The following is a 15,819-nucleotide window of genomic DNA, read 5'->3' on the forward strand; positions in this document are numbered from 1 at the left end:
GGGGCGGTCTACTCGCCGCCCGGTTCGCGGTGGTGCCGTACCACCGCGACGGGGGCGGAGGAGCGGTGCAGCACCGACTGGCTCACCGAGCCGAGGAGCAGCCCGGCGACGCTTCCCCGGCCGTGGGAGCCCACGACCACCAGGTCGGCGTACTCCCCGGCGTCGAGCAGCGCCTGGACGGGGTGCTCGTAGACGACACGGACCCCCACCGGGACGTCGACGCCCTCCTCCGAACGCACCCTGTCGATCAGTTCGTCGATGTGCTTCTTCGTGCGTTCCTCGAACACGTCGAAGTTCATGGTGTATCCGGCGGCGGTCAACGCCATCGGGTCGAGGGGCGCCGGAAGCTGCCAGCCGTGCACCACGGTCAGGGAGCCGTCCATGCGCGCGGTCTCCCGCAGCGCGAAACGCAGCGCCTCGCCGGAGACCTCGGAGCCGTCCACGCCCACCACGACCTGACAGCCGTGCACGCGCGCGGCGTCCGCCCCGGGCGGGACCACGACGACGGGGCAGGCCGCCCCGGCACTGACGCCCACACTCGTCGACCCCAGCAGCAGCGAGACGAGCGTTCCGTGCCCGCGCGTCCCCACGACCAGCAGTTCCGCCGCCTCGGAGACGGTGACGAGAGTGCGGACCGCTCCCCCCTCGAACGCCGCGGTCCGCACGTGCAACCCGGGGTGGGCGGCGCGCGCCCGTGTCTCGGCCTCGGTCAGCATCGCGCTGACGCGCTCCCCGCTGTCCGCGATCTCCGGGCCGAAGGGGTCGACCATCGCGTACACGATCCGCAGTCCGGTGCCGCGCTCCACAGCGGCGCGTGCCGCCCAGTCGAGCGCTCCCCGGCTTGCCTCGGATCCGTCCACGCCCACGACGACCCCGAACCGGGTGTACTCGCCGCTCCGCTCCACCAGTCGTTCCACGCTCTCCGTCGCCACCCGAGCCTCCGTTCTCCGGCTTTTCTGTCCCTCACCCTGTGCTATCCCGGAACGCTCCTCAGCAGACAGTGCCCATCGGAAGCGACAGAACAGGACGTTTGTCCTCCAATTCCCCGAATCCAGGGCGTTTCGCCAGGCGGCGGGGAGGACCTCAGCCCCGGACACCCGATCCGAACGGCCCCGCTACGTACCCGGCCGCAGTGAGCATGATCAGGGAGAAAAGGGTTAGTCGCGCTTGTGAGAGACACAGTGGGAGGACTCGTGAACGTCAGGGACCAAAGGGCCCAGGGCGACCTCGGCCGCCGGGTGGCCTACCGCCGCGCCGAACTCGGCCTCTCCCAGGAGGAGGTGGCCGAACGCGCGGGCATGGCCGCCGGCTACATCGACTATCTGGAGCGCAACCCGCCCAACCTCAGCCGGGGCGCGCTCACCCGCCTGGCCGACGCGCTGCGCACCACCCCCGACACGCTGCTGGGTGCGGGCTTCGAGGAGCCGGAGGGCGCGCGCGTCACCCACATTCCCCGACCGCAGTTGCGTGAGATCGACTCCCAGGAGTGCCTGGAGTTGATCAAGGCCGGAGGGGTGGGCCGCGTCGCCTTCACCGTGCCGGGCGAATCGGCGCCCACGGTGCTGCCGGTCAACTTCCTCGTGCACAACGAGAGCATCGTCTTCCGCACCACGGGCCACGGGGTCATCGCCGAACACGCGACCGACGGGTACATCTCCTTCGAGGTGGACCGGTTCGACGGCGCGACCAGCGAGGGGTGGAGCGTACTCGTGATCGGCCGCGCCCGCCCGATCCGCGACCCGCTGGACCTGTCGCGGCTGCGGGAGACCGCATCGGTCCAACCGTGGGCGGCCGGGGAACGGGACCTGTTCGTCACCATCGTTCCCAAGAAGATCACCGGACGCCGCGTCGCCCGCGAGACACCGGGGTGAGGTCCGGCGCCGCCCGTCCGTTCCCCCGTGACATCCCCTGTGGAGACAGGGAATCCGCACCCGGCCCTCCCCATGGGCCCGGCCGTGGGCCTAGGGTGCCTGGTGGACCTGTCGAGCGGACGTGAGGAGAGACACCGGCGATGCCCGATTCCCAACAGCTCCCCATCGTGGCCGGGGTGGACGGCTCGGCCAACAGCGACCGTGCGCTCGACTGGGCCGTCTCCCAGGCGACCCGGTCGCGCCGACCACTGCGTGTGATGCACGTCCCCGAACCGGGACTGTTGGCCCACTTCGGTTTCCCGCCGAAGGGGGATTCCGCCGAACGCGCGGTCCGGGCGGCTCGGGAGCTCGTCGACTCCCGCGTCGCCCGCGTCCGCGAGGCGGCCCCGGACCTCGCGGTCTCCGGAGAGGTGATCGAGGGGCCGCGCAACCGCTGCCTGGAGGACCAGAGCCGCGCCGCCCATCTGCTGGTGCTGGGAGCACACGGGCTCGGCGGCGTGGAGTCGCTGGTCACGGGATCGACCACGCTGAACCTGGCGGTCCACGGCTCCTGTCCGATCGTGGTGGTCCCCAAGGAGACCACCACCACGACGGTCTCCCGGGTGGTCGCGGGCACCGACGTGTCCAAGGCGTCGCTTCCCGCCGTCGACCTGGCTTTCGCACAGGCCCGTCTGTGGGAGGCGGCACTGCGCATCGTGGTGGCGTGGGAGTCGTCGGCGTTCGCCTGGCCTGCGGACCAGGACGAGGGGTGGCCCGTCGACCAGGAGCCGTCCCCGGAGCAGGCCCGCGCCCGCATCGCGAACTTCCTGGCCGCCAAGGAGGCCGAGTACCCGAACGTGCCGGTGGAGAAGGAGATCGTGCCGGGCGCGGCGGTCCCCGTGCTGGTCGACGAGAGCGACCGGGCGGATCTGCTCGTGGTGGGGTCCCACGGCCACGGGCACGGCATCATGGAGTCGCTGAAGGACCTCGGATCGGTCAGTCGCGGGGTGCTGCGCCACGCGCGCTGCCCGGTGGCGGTCGTCCCCGTGCACTCGGGGAGCACCTCCACCGAATGACCGGCCGCCGCGCGGTCCGGGTGGGGACCGGGGAAAACCTGCGCCGAATGAGGAGGACGGGGCTCGATGACGGAAACCACTGACCCGATTCGGGTCTTCCTGGTCGACGACCACGATGTGGTACGGCGCGGCGTGGCGGCCTTCCTGGAGTCGGAGGGCGACATCCGGGTGGTCGGGGAGGCGTCGACCGCGGCCGACGCGGTCTCCCGGATTCCCGCGGCACGCCCGGACGTGGCCGTGCTCGACGTGCGCCTGCCCGACGGCAGCGGAGTCGAGGTGTGCCGGGAGGTGCGCTCCCGGCTTCCGGGACTGGCGTGCCTGATGCTCACCTCCTACTCCGACGACGAGGCCCTGTACCAGGCGGTCATGGCCGGGGCCGCCGGGTACGTGCTCAAGCAGATCCACGGCGCGGACCTGGTGGGCGCGGTGCGCACCGTCGCGGGCGGCGGCTCGCTGCTCGACCCGCAGAGCACGGCCCGGATCATGGAGCGCATCCGCGACCGGTCGGAGCGCGAGGATCCGCTGGCCCGCCTGTCGGAACAGGAGCGCCGCATCTTCGACCTCATCGGTGAGGGGCTGACCAACCGGCAGATCGGCGAGCGCATCTTCCTCGCGGAGAAGACGGTGAAGAACTACGTCTCCAGCATCCTGGCGAAACTGGACATGCAGCGCCGCACCCAGGCCGCCGCCTACGCCGCCCAGTTGAAGGCGGAGTCCTCCCAGCGCCGCGCCGAGTGACGCCCCTTCCAGTTCCCGGAGGAGAAGAGCATGGCCAGAACCGACAACGCGCTGATCGTGGCCGCGGTCGACGGCACGGAGCCCAGTCTGCGCGCTCTCGACTGGGCGGCGCGGGAGGCACGGCTGCTGGGGCGGAAGCTGCGCGTGGTGCACGCGTTCGACTGGCCGCTGCACTACCGTGTGCCGCGCGGCCTGCCCGGGTTCGACATCGACGAGTTCGCCCGGCGGGTGGTGCACGAGGCCGTGGACCGGGTGCGGGAGCGGGAGCCGGAGGTCGAGGCGGAGGCGCTGCACATCGTCGGCACGGTGGGGCCCACGCTGCTGCAGCAGTCGGAGAACGCGCACCTGATCGTGGCGGGCTCCCGGGGGCTGTCGGGGCTTCGCGCGGTGGTTCTCGGTTCGGTCGGCGTGCAGTTGGCCGCCCTGGCGGAGTGCCCGGCCGTCATCGTCCCCGACCGGGATCCGGGCGCGGAGACCGGGCGTGTGGTGGTGGGCGTGGACGGCTCCCCGTCCGCGCTGGCCGCGACCGACCGGGCGTTCGTGGAGGCCGAGGCGCGGAGGGCGACGCTGCGCGCGGTGGCCGTGGCGGGCAGCGCCTCCCACGGGGTCTTCGCCGCGCTGGAGACCCCCGAGGGCCCCGGCTCCCCGGAACGTGAGGCGGCCGTGGCGGAGGCCCGCCGCCGCCTGTCGGAGTCCCTGGCGGGGCAGCGGGAGCGCCACCCCGGCGTGTACGTGGAGGAGGAGGTCCTGCCCGGCCACCCCGCCGAGGTGCTGATCGACGAGTCGGAGTACGCCGACCTCGTGGTGGTCGGCTCACGGGGCCGCGGCGGCTTCACCGGCATGCTCCTGGGCTCGGTCAGCCAGACCCTGCTGTCCCACTCCCACTGCCCGGTGATGGTGGTCCACGCGGCCAAGTCGTGATCCCGGCACCGGAGGGCGGCCCCGCGTGCTCTTCCGCCCCGGTGCCGCTCTCGGCCACGGGGACCTCCAGCCGTCAGACCTCGAAGACCTGGAGTTCCAGGTCCCTGGCGAGTGCGTCGACCAGGGTGGGGAGCTGGTCGGGGGCCAGTTGCAGACAGAGGCGTATGCTAGGTGCCTTCTCACGATGGGCCTCCCTCGCGAGAGTCCGGCCAAAATCAATGATCTGCTCCAAGCTCGCATGGACCGAAAGACGATCTTGAAGTCTGAGCGTCCGCCGTTCCTCTTGGTAGTGCTTGACGGGTCAGTGCTAAGCCGCCCAGTGGGAGGAAGAAGGGTCATCCACGAACAGCTTGGCCACCTTCTAGATCTGGGCGAACGTCCGAACGTCTCTCTACAGGCCATCCCATTTGAGACTGAGCGCCCCCCTGGCCTGTTTCATGCGTTTTCCCTGTTCATGGTGACCAACCAAGGAACAGTGCTGTACACAGAGACTCGACACTCCGGCACACCCACCGATGATCCGGGCATAGCGGCCGATTCCGCTCGACACTACGGAGATCTTCGGGGAGCTGCTCTGCCCCAAGAGGCGTCCCTTCAGCTCATCGCACAAGCTCAGCAGGAGTCTTCGTGAGTACCCACGATCTGAACTGGCACAAGTCCAGCCACAGCAATCCCAGTGGTGGACACTGTGCCGAAGTCGCGGAGACTCCGCGTGCGGTGCTGGCGCGTGACACGCAGTATCGGGAGCTGGGGCATCTGGACTTCACGCCCGGTGAGTGGACGGCGTTTCTGGCCGAGGTCAGGGCGGGGCGTCTGTAGCTGGTCCGCTTGCTGGTTCTTTGCACCCTCGGGGTCCTCGCCTCGGGGGTGTTGTCATGTGTGGGGGTGGTAGGTGTCGGCGAGTCGGGCGGGGTCGGCGCGGTAGGCGGTGCGTACCACCATGCGGGGTGCCGCCGTGGTCTAGGTGTGCTGTTCTGGACGAGGACGATTCCGACGGGGTCACCCAAGACGGTGCGCTCAACGGTGACGGCTTCGGTGGGGTCGGTGTCGAGCATGGGCGCGACGGCGGGCGGCGCGGTCCGCGTGCGGTCAAACGCCCGTTGCCGCCGTACGCCCATCGCGGACTGCGGCACTTCCCCACCTCGCCGCTGGCCGATCGCGGTCAGAGCGCTCTCAGGACTCACTGAGGTTTGACGGTCGCCTTCGCGACGGACACCGGCCGTGCGGAGAAGAGGGGGCGGCTGATCGGCCCAGGGCATTCCACACCGACCCCCGCGGTGGGACACCACCGGTTGCCCGTGGTGGCCCGCCCCGAACGCGGGGGTGGAATGCCTCGCCTTTCCCCGGTCTCTCCGAAAAGAACCCGCGCCCGCCGCAGAACCGAACACTCACACCTCGGTCAGAAGCGGATGGGGCACGCCAGCGTGTCCGTGACCACGAACGGCTGCGGGCACCTGATGCCGGGCTCAGCCGATGACCCGCGCTCGCCGTGGATGACGTGCTCGGTTCCGGACTGACGGGGGGCGCTCCGGACCAGTGCGGTGGCACAAACGGCGACACCCGTCCGCTGCGGCTCCCTGAACTGGGAGAACCCGGCGGACGGGCGTTACCTGTTCCTATCGCCAAGATCAACGGGGTCAGGCCGGGGGAGGCGGTCGGGTGGCGGGTGGTGTCTCGGCCGCGAGGCGCGGCAGCCCCGACCGCCGCTCCAGTCCCGGAGGGACTGCCACCACCCCGCGGCGCCTCACCTCCGAACCCCTCCACGACCATGCACCCACGCCAAAGCTGCCGGGCCTCCCGGCCGACAACCGCACGGCATCGGCTCCCGGCGGCGAGCCGACGCCCGCGCCCTCACCCGCCCCCAGACCGTCCTGACCGCCCTCGGTACCCCCGCTGACCCGCGATCACCGTCGCGAGGCCAGCGCCCGGCGGATCGCCTTCTCGATCTCGACCACCACCAGCACGCTGAACGCCACCGCCACGATCCGCCACCACGCGTCGGCGTCCAACGGCTCCACGCGCAGCAGGATCTGGGTGGGCGGGAAGTACAGCGCCGCCACGTGCAGCACGAACGTGCCGATCGTGGCCGCCACCAGGAGCGGGTTGTGGTACGGCGGCACCCGCAGCACCGACTGGGTGGCCGAACGGGCGTTGCCCGCCTGGAACGCCATGAACACCACCATGGTCGTCAGCGCCACCGTCTGCGCCGCCGTCAGCGATCCGCTGCGGTCCCACTCCCACCAGAACAGCGCGAGCGTGCCGATCGCCATCACCACACCGGTCACCCCGATCCGCTGCCACAGCAGCGGCGAGACGATGCCCTCCCGGGCGGAGCGCGGCGGCCTGCGCAGCAGGTCCGGTTCGGCGCGCTCGAACACCAGCGCGATGTCCTGGAGCGCGCTGGTGACCAGGTTCAGCCACAGCAACTGGGCGGGCACCATGAGCAGCGGCCAGCCCAGCAGGGTGGAGACGGTCAACGCCACTACCATCGCCGCTCCCGTGGACACCAGGAAGAACACGGCGCGCCGAATGTTGTCGAAGGTGACGCGCCCCTCCTCGACCGCGTGCACGATCGTGCTGAAGTTGTCGTCGGCGAGCACGATCTCCGACGCCTCACGCGCCACGTCGGTGCCGCCCCTGCCCATCGACACCCCCACCGACGCCGCCTTCAACGCGGGCGCGTCGTTGACGCCGTCCCCGGTCACCGCGACGACCTCGCCGTTGGCCTCCAACGCGCGCACCAGGCGCAGCTTGCCCTCCGGCGGGATCCGGGCGTAGACGTTGACATCGGCGACCGCCGCGCGCAACCGCTCGCCGTCCAGGTCAACGATCTGGTCGTAGGTCAGCACGGGGGCGTCCGGCTCGCAGATGCCCAGTTCGGCGGCGATCGCGCGGGCGGTGACCCCGTGGTCGCCGGTGATCATGACCACGCGTATGCCCGCCTCGCGGCAGGCCCGCACCGACTCGCGGGCGCCCTCACGCGGCGGGTCCATGATGCCGACCAGGCCGAGCAGCACCATGCCGGACGGGTCCTTCGGGTCGACGGGAGCCGTCCCCGGCTCGTACGGCCTGCTCATCGCCAACGCCAGCAGCCGCAGCCCCTCCGCGGCCATCCGCTCCCCCGCCGCGTGCAGGTCCTCGGGGCGCACCGACTCCACCCCGGACTCCCCCGCCTGGCCGTCGCACATCGCCAGAACCCGCTCGGGGGCGCCCTTGACGAAGAGAACCTCCCGGTCCCCCCAGCGGCGCGCCGTGGCCGAGAAACGGCGGGCCGGTTCGAAGTGCACCTCGGCCGTCTTCGGGAACATCACGTCCCGTGCCGCGCGCAGCAGCCCCGCGTTGTGGGCGGCGTCCAGCAGCGCCACCTCGGTGGGATCGCCGTGTGCCTGGCGGTGGACGCCCTCTCCGCGCACCGTGGCCTCGTTGGTCAGCGCCCCACACAGCAGCAACAGCAGATAGGGGTCAACGTGTTCGGGGTCCTCGGCGGTGATGTCGCGGCGGTGGGGCCGCACCGCCGCCGGACCGATCCGCCCGTCCACCGGACTCCACAGCCGCCGCACGGTCATCCGGTTCTCGGTCAGGGTTCCCGTCTTGTCCGAGCCGATCACGGTGGCGCTGCCCAGGGCCTCCACCGCGAGCATCCGCCGCACGACGGCGTTGCGGCGGGCCATCCGGGTCACCCCGATCGCCAGCGCCACGGTGAGCACGATCGGCAGGCCCTCGGGCACCGCCGCGACCGCGAGCGCCACCGCCACCAGCAGCAACTCCATCGGGTCGCCGCCCCGCAGCAGCCCGATGGCCATGACCAGGATCGCGGAGGCCACCGCCGCGACCGCGATGATCCGCGACAGCCTGCTCATCCGCTCCTTGAGCGGGGTGGCCGTCTCCGGTGCGCCCTTGATGAGTCCGGCGATCGCGCCGAGCTCGGTCCGGGCGCCGGTGGCGTACACCACGCCCGTGCCGCGTCCGCTGGCGACCATCGTCCCCGAATGCCCCACGCTGAGCCGGTCGCCCAGCCCCACCTCGGGGGCCACCGCCTCGGTGGACTTGGTGACCGGTTCGGACTCGCCGGTCAACAGCGACTCGTCCACCTCCAGGGCGTGCGCCTCGACCAGGCGGATGTCGGCCGGTATCCGACTGCCCGACTCCACGAGCACCACGTCGCCCGGCACCAGGGCGGCGCTCTCCACCTCGAGGCGGCGGCCGTTCCGGACGACGTGGGCGTGCGGCTGGCTCAGGCTCATCAGCGCCCGCACCGCCTGTTCGGCCCTGCGTTCCTGGACGAACCCGATGACCGCGTTGACCAGCAGCGCCACCGCGATCACCGCCGCGTCCAGCCACTCCCCGAGGACGGCGGTGAGCACGAACGCGAACAGCAGGATGGCGATGACCGGACTGGCGAACTGGCGCAGGAACACCACGGCGGCGGACGTGGGAGGCGTCTCCTCCAGCGCGTTGGGGCCGTGGCGCTCCAGGCGGCGGCGCGCCTCCTCGTCGGTCAGCCCCTCGGGTGCCGTGTCCAGGGCCGCGAACGCCTCCGGGACATCCACGGCGTGCCACTTCCGCTCCCGTAGTGCGGGCTCGGTCATACGGTCTCTTCCTTCCGGGGCTGGAGCGGGCCTCTGCTGTCGGTCCGGCGCCCGAGGGAGGAAACGCTCACCGGTTGGGCACCACCATGACCGGGCGGGCCGCGTTGTGCAGCAACCCGTGGGCGACCCGGCCGAGCGCCAGTCGGGTGATGCCCCGGCTGCTGTGCGCGCCCACCACGACGAGGCGGGCGTCCCGTGCCGCGTCGGCGAGCGCGGCCACCGTCGGGGCCTCCACGACGTCACGGACCACCGTGATGTCCGGGTAGCGCTCCGCCCACGGGCGCAACTCCTCGGCCAGTTCCCGGGCCTGGGCGGCCTCGACCGCCTCGGGTTCGTACAGCAGCGGCCGCATGCCCGGGGACGGCAGGATCGGCTCCGACCACGCCCGCACCGCGCGCACCCGCTTACCGCCCAGCGTGGCCGCCTCGAACGCCTCCGCCAGCACGCGGTCGGAACGGTGCGAACCGCCCACCCCCGCAACGACCTCGGTGTCGTCCAACGGGACCTCCTCGCCGACGACCACGGTCGGCACCGGCGAGTGCGCCGCCACCCGGTAGGCCACGGAACCGATCCGCAGCCCCGGGAAACCGCCCCGGCCGCGGAGGCCGACCACCACCATCGCGGCGTCGCGGGCCTGCTCCAGCAGCGCCGACACGGGGGAGTCCATGATCACGGCTTCGGAGATCTCCAGGCCGGGCGCGATCTCGGCCGCACGGTCCCGGGCGACGCCCACGGCCTTGGCCGTGTCCTCCTCGATCGCCTCCGGCGGCCACACGAACGCCGCCTCCGCCGCGGGTATGACGTAGGCGCTCACCAGGGACAACCGGCACCCCCTGCGTTCGGCCTCGCGGGCCGCCCACGCGACGGCACGCAGCGCCGCCTCCGACCCGTCGATCCCGACCAGGATCGCTCGCTCCATACGAACCTCCGGTTCCCGCTTCCGTCTTCACTTCCTGATTGTGGTCGCCACCGCCCCGCCCGACCCCCGCCACAGGTCCCGACCGTCGGCGTCGAGGTCCCGCGTCCTCGTCCTCCCGGTGCGAGGGTCCGGCCCCGAAGGGACGTAAGGCACTACCGAAACGGGTGTTGCGAGTCGCACAGTGGTGGGCAGAGGGCGTGGGAACGGTCACTACCCGGCCCGGGGGAACGGCATGCGCCCCGGCCACGAGCGGGACCGACCGCCCGTCCGCCGGCAGGGGACCGGTCCGGGAGTCCAAGGGAGTGAGCAGCATGGACAGCACCGTCGTCCGTGACATCATGACGGCCGCACCGCCTTCGGTCGTCGAAGACGCCGGCTTCAGGGAGGTCGTCAGGACACTGGTGACCCACCGGGTGAGCGCGCTGCCGGTGGTCGACCGGGACGGCCGGGTGGTCGGCGTGGTGTCGGAGGAGGACCTGCTCCACAAGGAGGAGTTCACCGGCGACGACGACTACTCCCCGCCGCTGCGCGCCCGGTTGCGCGCCCGCCTCAGCGGCACGGACGCGCACGCCGAACGCGGTGAGGACAAGGCCCTGGCCAACCGCGCCGACGAACTGATGTCCCACCCCGCGATCACGGTCTTCCCCGACACCTCCGCCGCGCAGGCCGCCCGGACGATGGAACGGCACGGGGTGAGGCAACTCCCGGTCGTGACCGACGACGAACGCCTGGCGGGGATGGTCACCCGCCGCGACCTGCTCCTGGTGTTCCTGCGTGACGACAACGACCTCGCCAGGGAAGTCCACGCGGAACTGGTGGCGGCCATCCGGCCGGTGCGGGGAGAGCCGCCCGCCCTCTCCGTCGACGACGGCGTGGTCACCCTGTGGGGGACCGTGGAGCGGCGCAGCCTGGCCCAGACCCTGATCCGGCGGGTCAGCCGCCTGGAGGGCGTGGTGGACGTCGTCAGCGATCTCGACTGGCGGATCGACGACGTCGTGCCCGAGTACGTCCGGTGGCGCGGCAGTTCCTGGTGACGCCGACCGGCTCCCGATGCCGTGGTGGAGGTGGGTGTTGGAGACCATCGCCGAGGAGATGGCCGCCCGGGGCGCCGACCGGGTGAACGGTGCGGCCGTCCTCACCGTCCCCTCACGACCGTGCCGACGTTCCACGGCCGTCGACACGGCGGTCGCGTCCCCGCGGTCCGGCGGACGCGGAGACACCCCCACGGGCCGTGGTCGAGTGACCGATCGGAAGGGAGCGTGGTGACGGTGACCGGCGGCAGCAGGAGGGCCATTCCCCTCGACCGGATCTCGGCGGTGGTCTTCGACATGGACGGAGTCATCACCGACACCGCGCCGGTGCACGCCGCGGCCTGGAAACGGACCTTCGACGAGTTCCTCATCGACCTGTCCCGCGGCGGCGGGCCGCGGTTCCGGCCGTTCGACCTCAACGGGGACTACCGAAGACACGTCGAGGGGAGGACGCGCGCCGACGGTGTGCGCGGGTTCCTCGCCTCCCGCGGTATCGCCCTGCCCGGGACCGCGCCCCCCGACCGTCCCGAGGTCATCACCGTGTCCGCTCTGGGGGACCGCAAGGACCGCTACTTCATGGACTACGTCGACCGGTACGGCGCCACGGCCTACCCGTCCACGGTGGAACTCGTCCACGGACTGCGCGGCCGGGGCGTCGGGACCGCCGCGGTCTCGACGAGCCGCAACTGCGCCGCCGTGCTGCGGGCCGCCCGGGTCTGCGACCTGTTCGACGTGCGGGTCGACGGCGTCGACGCGGTCCGGATGGGACTTCCGGGCAAGCCCCATCCGGCCCTGTTCCTGGAGGCGGCCCGCCGCCTGGACGTCTCCCCCGCCGACGCGGCGGTGGTGGAGGACTCCCCCGCCGGAGTCGAGGCGGGACGGCGCGGCGGTTTCGCGCTGGTGGTCGGGGTGGACCGCGCCCACCGGCGTGCCGACCTGCGGGCGCGGGGAGCCCACGTGGTCGTGGCCGACCTGTCGGGACTCGAACTCACCGAGGCGGAGGTCTCCTCGTAACCCGTGGCCGCCGCGCCACCGGTCCGACAGCACTCCGCCCGTGTTCCAGCAGGCCACGGCTGTGCACTGCCTCTGCCGGGGCCGCGTTGACGGGACCGGGACGGAGGTCCCGCCCGGGCACTTCCTTGGCCCCTGGACGGGGGCCGCCCCGTGCGGTTGGCTGGGTGGTGGGCAGGGGAAATCCGCTGACAGGGGGCTTCGATGAACCCGACACCACGGAAGAACCGGATCGTTGTCGGTTTCGACGGTTCGGCCATATCCCTGGCCGCTCTGGACTGGGCGGCGGAGGAGGCGCGCGCCCGAGACAGCGAACTGTGGGTGGTGCACGTTCTCGACGACGGCCCGGCCACCCGCCCCAGTTACGCCGGCGCCCCTCCCTCGCAGGCCGACCGCCATTCCCGCCTCGTGCGTCACCTGCACCGGGCGGTGCGGGAGGCCGAACGCATCTGGCCGCGGATCGTCCCTTTCGTGGTCGGCGGCGGCCTGGTGGCGCCCGCCCTGCTGCGCGCCGCCTCCGACGCCGACCTGCTCGTGGTGGGCACGCCCGAACACCGGTCGCTCGACACGCCCACGCTCAGTTCGACCGCGGCGGCCTGCGTGCGTGAGGCCCACTGCCCTGTCGTGATCGTGTCGCACGTCGCGGGCGGCGAGAAGAGGCCGCTCGCTCTCGTCCCCGCCGCGCGGGTGGGAGCCGACGCCTGAGATGGGGCCCGGACGGGGCGGCCGTCCCGTCCGGGCCCCATCTCACGAAATGAGGCACCTGATGGTGATGTCACCGTCACATCTCCGACAACGTGCCTAGACTGGCCTCAAGGGTGGGGAACCGTCCACCGCAACGGAGCGGATCCGGCATTCCGAGGGCAGGCGATGGCTGACGGCACACCGAGCGGCGAGCGTGACAGCGTGTTCGTCCCGCACATGCGGCTGGACGAGCTGCTCAGCGAGCTCCAGACGCGGATCAACGCCGTCATGCTCACCCGCGACCGCGTGCGTTCCCTGCTCGACGCCGTCGTCTCGATCGGCACCGGCCTGGACCTGGAGAGCACGCTGCGCCGCATCGTGTCGACCGCCATGGACCTGGTGGACGCCCGCTACGGCGCCATGGGCATCATCGGCGCCGAGGGCAATCTGCAGCAGTTCATCCCCCTGGGGTTGGACGACTCCGAGATCGCCCGCATCGAGCACTGGCCGGAGGGGCGCGGCGTCCTGGGCCTGCTGATCAAGGAGCCGCAGGCGCTGCGCCTCGCGCACATCGGCGACCACCCCGAGTCCGCGGGCTTTCCCGAGGGGCACCCACCGATGCGGACCTTCCTCGGTGTCCCGATCCGGGTCCGCGACGAGGTGTTCGGCAACCTCTACCTGACGGAGAAGGCGGGCGACTCCGTCTTCGACGAGGAGGACGAGGCGATCGTCACCGCGCTGGCGACGGCGGCCGGAATCGCCATCGAGAACGCCCGCCTGTACGAGGAGACCCGCCGCCGCGAGACCTGGCTCGACGCCTCCGACGAGATCACCACGCGCCTGCTCTCCGGCACCGCCCCGCGCGAGGTGCTGCACCTGGTGGCCCGCAAGGCCCGCCGGATGGCCGACGCCGACCTCGTGGCCATCGCAGTGCCCGACCAGGGCGGCGAGGAACTGGTCGTGCAGGTCGCCGACGGCCCCGACGCGGTCGGCGTCCAGGGCCGTGCCGCGCCCCTGGACGGCACCCTCACCGGCCGCGCGTTCCGCGGCGCCGACCCGATCATCACCGATCTGGCCCGCGACTCCGACGATCCGTCGCTGCTGTTGGAGGGGCTCGACATCGGACCGGTCATGCTGGTGCCGCTGGGCGCCCCCGACTCCCGGCGCGGGGTGCTGCTGCTCGGCAACCGCACCGGCCGTCCGCCGTTCACCGTGCCGACCGTGCACATGCTGCACGCCTTCGCCGGGCACGCCGCCGTCACCCTGGAGTTGGCGGAGGCGCGCCGCGACGCCGAGCGGCTCATCGTCCTGGAGGACCGCGACCGCATCGCCAAGGACCTGCACGACGTGGTCATCCAGCGGCTCTTCGCCATCGCGATGTCGCTGATGAGTTCGATCCGCCGCATCGAGGACCCCGGAGCGTCGCAGCGGGTGCGGCAGGCCGTCGACGACCTCGACGACACCATCCGCCAGATCCGGTCGACCATCTTCGCGTTGCAGCACACCAGCGACGGCGGGCGCACCTGGCTGCGCAACCAGATCCTCGACGTGGTCAACGCCGCCACCGAGTCCCTCGGGTTCTCCGCGGGGCTGCGCCTGGACGGCCCCATCGACAGCGCGGTGCCCGACTCCGTCTCCGAGCACGTGCTCGCCGTGCTGCGCGAGGCCCTGTCCAACATCGCGCGGCACGCCCGGGCCTCCCGCGCCGACATCACCGTGTGCGTCGGCTCGGGGGTGACCCTCACCGTGACCGACGACGGGGTGGGACTGCCCGAGCGGGGCCGCCGCAGCGGTCTGCGCAATCTCGCCGGACGCGCCGAGGCGTTGGGCGGCTCCTTCGAGGCGGTGCGCCGCCCCGAGGGCGGCACGCTACTGCGCTGGCAGGTGCCGCTGCCCCGGGAGTGACCGGTCGGCTCTCACTCGTCCCACCACAGCCGCTCCTGGACGCTCAGCCACTCGGGGTCGGTGAGCAGCTTCAGGTGGTCGCGTCTGAGGATCTCGAGGGCGACCAGGTAGTGCGCGAGGCTCTGTTTGTTGAGCCTGACGTTCTCGGGGACCTGCCCGGTCTCCCCGAGCCGGGTCATCAGGTACTTCAGGTGGTCCCGAATCCGCTGGGTGAGACGGTTGGACTCGTTGAGGTCGCCCGCGTCGATCCTGTTCAGGAGGTGGTGGGCGCTGGTGAGTTCCAGGATCGCGTGGGCGATCTGCTTGGCGCTGGGGTCCCTGCCGCTCTCAGCCGAGTTCTCCAACCGGTTCCGGCACAGCACCAGGGCGACGGCGAAGTACCGGGTGGCCGTGTTCATCTCCCACGGACCCACCGTGGACGCCTCCTCGGGGGCGGGGAGGGGCGTCGGCGGAGGCGTGCCCGAGGCCGTGGAGACGACGGTGACCTGCAGCATCCGGTTCTCGGTGTGCATGCCGGGCGAGCCGACCAGCACCGTTCCCGTGTTGACGATGAGGGACGCCGCGGGCGTCTTGTCCTTGGCCGGGGGCAGGGTGTTGACCCCGGTCCCCATGACGATCCTGAGCAGGTGGGTCTGACTTCTGTTGGTGACCCGCACCCCTCCGGCCTCGGCCGCGATCTCTCCGGCGAACCGGGAGAGGCTCAGTTTGCTGTCGGGGATCACCAGGTCGTTGTGTTGGCTGCGACCGAAGCACAACCGCATGCCCGGAGCGAGTTCGCGTGTGGCGCCGTCCGGTGCGGTGATGATGGCGAGAGGACGCTCGGCACGAGAGGCGGTGGGGGAGGCCGCGGCATCGGTCATGGTGGAATCCTCCCAGATTCGGTGCCGCACCGGAGTGGGCCGCGTGGCGTTCCGCTCCGGCGCGGCAGGGCCGCTACTTCCAGCCTCCACCGTGCTCCAGACACACCTGACCGGTGTTCTTGCAGGTCGAGCAGGTCAACGTGTTCCCGAAGCCCTTCTTGCGCCCTCCGTCGCAGGCCGCGCAGATCCGCAGCGGCCGCCCGCACCTGCGGCACGTTCCCATCGTGCGCCTCCT

At 71.8% G+C, this 15,819-nt stretch carries 14 protein-coding genes; 10 read left to right on the forward strand and 4 right to left on the reverse strand.

Annotation, left to right across the window (positions count from 1 at the left end):
• Positions 1–8 precede the first annotated feature (8 nt).
• Positions 9–932: a universal stress protein gene (locus tag NI17_RS19415; RefSeq protein WP_234401933.1), complete on the reverse strand. Its 924-nt coding sequence runs from the start codon at positions 930–932 to the stop codon at positions 9–11.
• 261 nt (positions 933–1,193) lie between these two features.
• Here NI17_RS19415 and NI17_RS19420 point away from each other — a divergent pair, with 261 nt between their 5' ends.
• From NI17_RS19420 to NI17_RS19440, 6 genes are all read left to right on the forward strand, one after another.
• Entirely contained in the window at positions 1,194–1,871 is a 678-nt protein-coding gene (locus NI17_RS19420; protein WP_068691592.1) for a helix-turn-helix domain-containing protein, read from the forward strand.
• Positions 1,872–2,011: 140 nt separating this feature from the next.
• A complete protein-coding gene (locus tag NI17_RS19425; RefSeq protein WP_068691456.1) occupies positions 2,012–2,926 on the forward strand; it encodes a universal stress protein in 915 nt (304 codons plus the stop codon).
• Positions 2,927–2,992: 66 nt separating this feature from the next.
• Positions 2,993–3,664, forward strand: a complete 672-nt coding sequence (locus NI17_RS19430; RefSeq protein WP_068691454.1) for a response regulator transcription factor — start codon at positions 2,993–2,995, stop codon at positions 3,662–3,664.
• Between the two features lie 30 nt (positions 3,665–3,694).
• The gene (locus NI17_RS19435) at positions 3,695–4,585 is read left to right on the forward strand and encodes a universal stress protein (RefSeq protein WP_068691450.1); all 891 of its coding nucleotides are present in this window, start codon (positions 3,695–3,697) and stop codon (positions 4,583–4,585) included.
• 25 nt (positions 4,586–4,610) lie between these two features.
• A complete protein-coding gene (locus NI17_RS24750; protein ID WP_369975015.1) occupies positions 4,611–5,216 on the forward strand; it encodes a DUF5753 domain-containing protein in 606 nt (201 codons plus the stop codon).
• Positions 5,213–5,404, forward strand: coding sequence for a DUF397 domain-containing protein (locus NI17_RS19440; protein WP_068691448.1), 192 nt, complete (start codon positions 5,213–5,215; stop codon positions 5,402–5,404). Before NI17_RS24750 ends, NI17_RS19440 begins: the two co-directional genes overlap by 4 nt.
• A gap of 1,085 nt (positions 5,405–6,489) precedes the next feature.
• Here the strand turns inward: NI17_RS19440 and NI17_RS19445 are convergent.
• Positions 6,490–9,174 carry a cation-translocating P-type ATPase gene (locus tag NI17_RS19445; protein ID WP_068691446.1) on the reverse strand — a complete coding sequence of 895 codons (2,685 nt, stop codon included), beginning with the start codon at positions 9,172–9,174 and terminating at the stop codon, positions 6,490–6,492.
• A 67-nt stretch (positions 9,175–9,241) separates the two neighbouring features.
• Positions 9,242–10,093 (reverse strand): universal stress protein, encoded by an 852-nt coding sequence (locus NI17_RS19450; protein ID WP_068691444.1) that lies wholly within the window; start codon positions 10,091–10,093, stop codon positions 9,242–9,244.
• Positions 10,094–10,404: 311 nt separating this feature from the next.
• Between NI17_RS19450 and NI17_RS19455 the strand changes: the two genes are divergently transcribed.
• The 4 genes from NI17_RS19455 to NI17_RS19470 all read left to right on the forward strand — a co-directional run bounded on the left by NI17_RS19455 (position 10,405) and on the right by NI17_RS19470 (position 14,724).
• Complete coding sequence (locus NI17_RS19455) at positions 10,405–11,127, forward strand: CBS domain-containing protein (protein ID WP_068691442.1); 723 nt, start codon at positions 10,405–10,407, stop codon at positions 11,125–11,127.
• 234 nt (positions 11,128–11,361) lie between these two features.
• Entirely contained in the window at positions 11,362–12,138 is a 777-nt protein-coding gene (locus tag NI17_RS19460; RefSeq protein WP_369975121.1) for an HAD family hydrolase, read from the forward strand.
• 201 nt (positions 12,139–12,339) lie between these two features.
• The gene (locus NI17_RS19465; RefSeq protein ID WP_068691438.1) at positions 12,340–12,840 is read left to right on the forward strand and encodes a universal stress protein; all 501 of its coding nucleotides are present in this window, start codon (positions 12,340–12,342) and stop codon (positions 12,838–12,840) included.
• Positions 12,841–13,005: 165 nt separating this feature from the next.
• Entirely contained in the window at positions 13,006–14,724 is a 1,719-nt protein-coding gene (locus NI17_RS19470; protein ID WP_068691436.1) for a GAF domain-containing sensor histidine kinase, read from the forward strand.
• 11 nt (positions 14,725–14,735) lie between these two features.
• On the opposite strand, the gene NI17_RS19475 is transcribed toward NI17_RS19470, so the two are convergent.
• A complete protein-coding gene (locus tag NI17_RS19475; RefSeq protein WP_068691434.1) occupies positions 14,736–15,584 on the reverse strand; it encodes a hypothetical protein in 849 nt (282 codons plus the stop codon).
• Positions 15,585–15,819: the final 235 nt, after the last annotated feature.

This window comes from Thermobifida halotolerans (assembly GCF_003574835.2).
Lineage (GTDB): Bacteria > Actinomycetota > Actinomycetes > Streptosporangiales > Streptosporangiaceae > Thermobifida > Thermobifida halotolerans.

Coding starts and splice junctions, on each gene's coding strand:
- NI17_RS19435 (WP_068691450.1), top strand. CDS start 3,695: ATGGCCAGAACCGACAACGCGCTGATCGTGGCCGCGGTCGACGGCACG.
- NI17_RS19465 (WP_068691438.1), top strand. CDS start 12,340: ATGAACCCGACACCACGGAAGAACCGGATCGTTGTCGGTTTCGACGGT.
- NI17_RS19445 (WP_068691446.1), bottom strand. CDS start 9,174: ATGACCGAGCCCGCACTACGGGAGCGGAAGTGGCACGCCGTGGATGTC.
- NI17_RS19475 (WP_068691434.1), bottom strand. CDS start 15,584: ATGACCGATGCCGCGGCCTCCCCCACCGCCTCTCGTGCCGAGCGTCCT.
- NI17_RS19470 (WP_068691436.1), top strand. CDS start 13,006: ATGGCTGACGGCACACCGAGCGGCGAGCGTGACAGCGTGTTCGTCCCG.
- NI17_RS19430 (WP_068691454.1), top strand. CDS start 2,993: ATGACGGAAACCACTGACCCGATTCGGGTCTTCCTGGTCGACGACCAC.
- NI17_RS19450 (WP_068691444.1), bottom strand. CDS start 10,093: ATGGAGCGAGCGATCCTGGTCGGGATCGACGGGTCGGAGGCGGCGCTG.
- NI17_RS19455 (WP_068691442.1), top strand. CDS start 10,405: ATGGACAGCACCGTCGTCCGTGACATCATGACGGCCGCACCGCCTTCG.
- NI17_RS19425 (WP_068691456.1), top strand. CDS start 2,012: ATGCCCGATTCCCAACAGCTCCCCATCGTGGCCGGGGTGGACGGCTCG.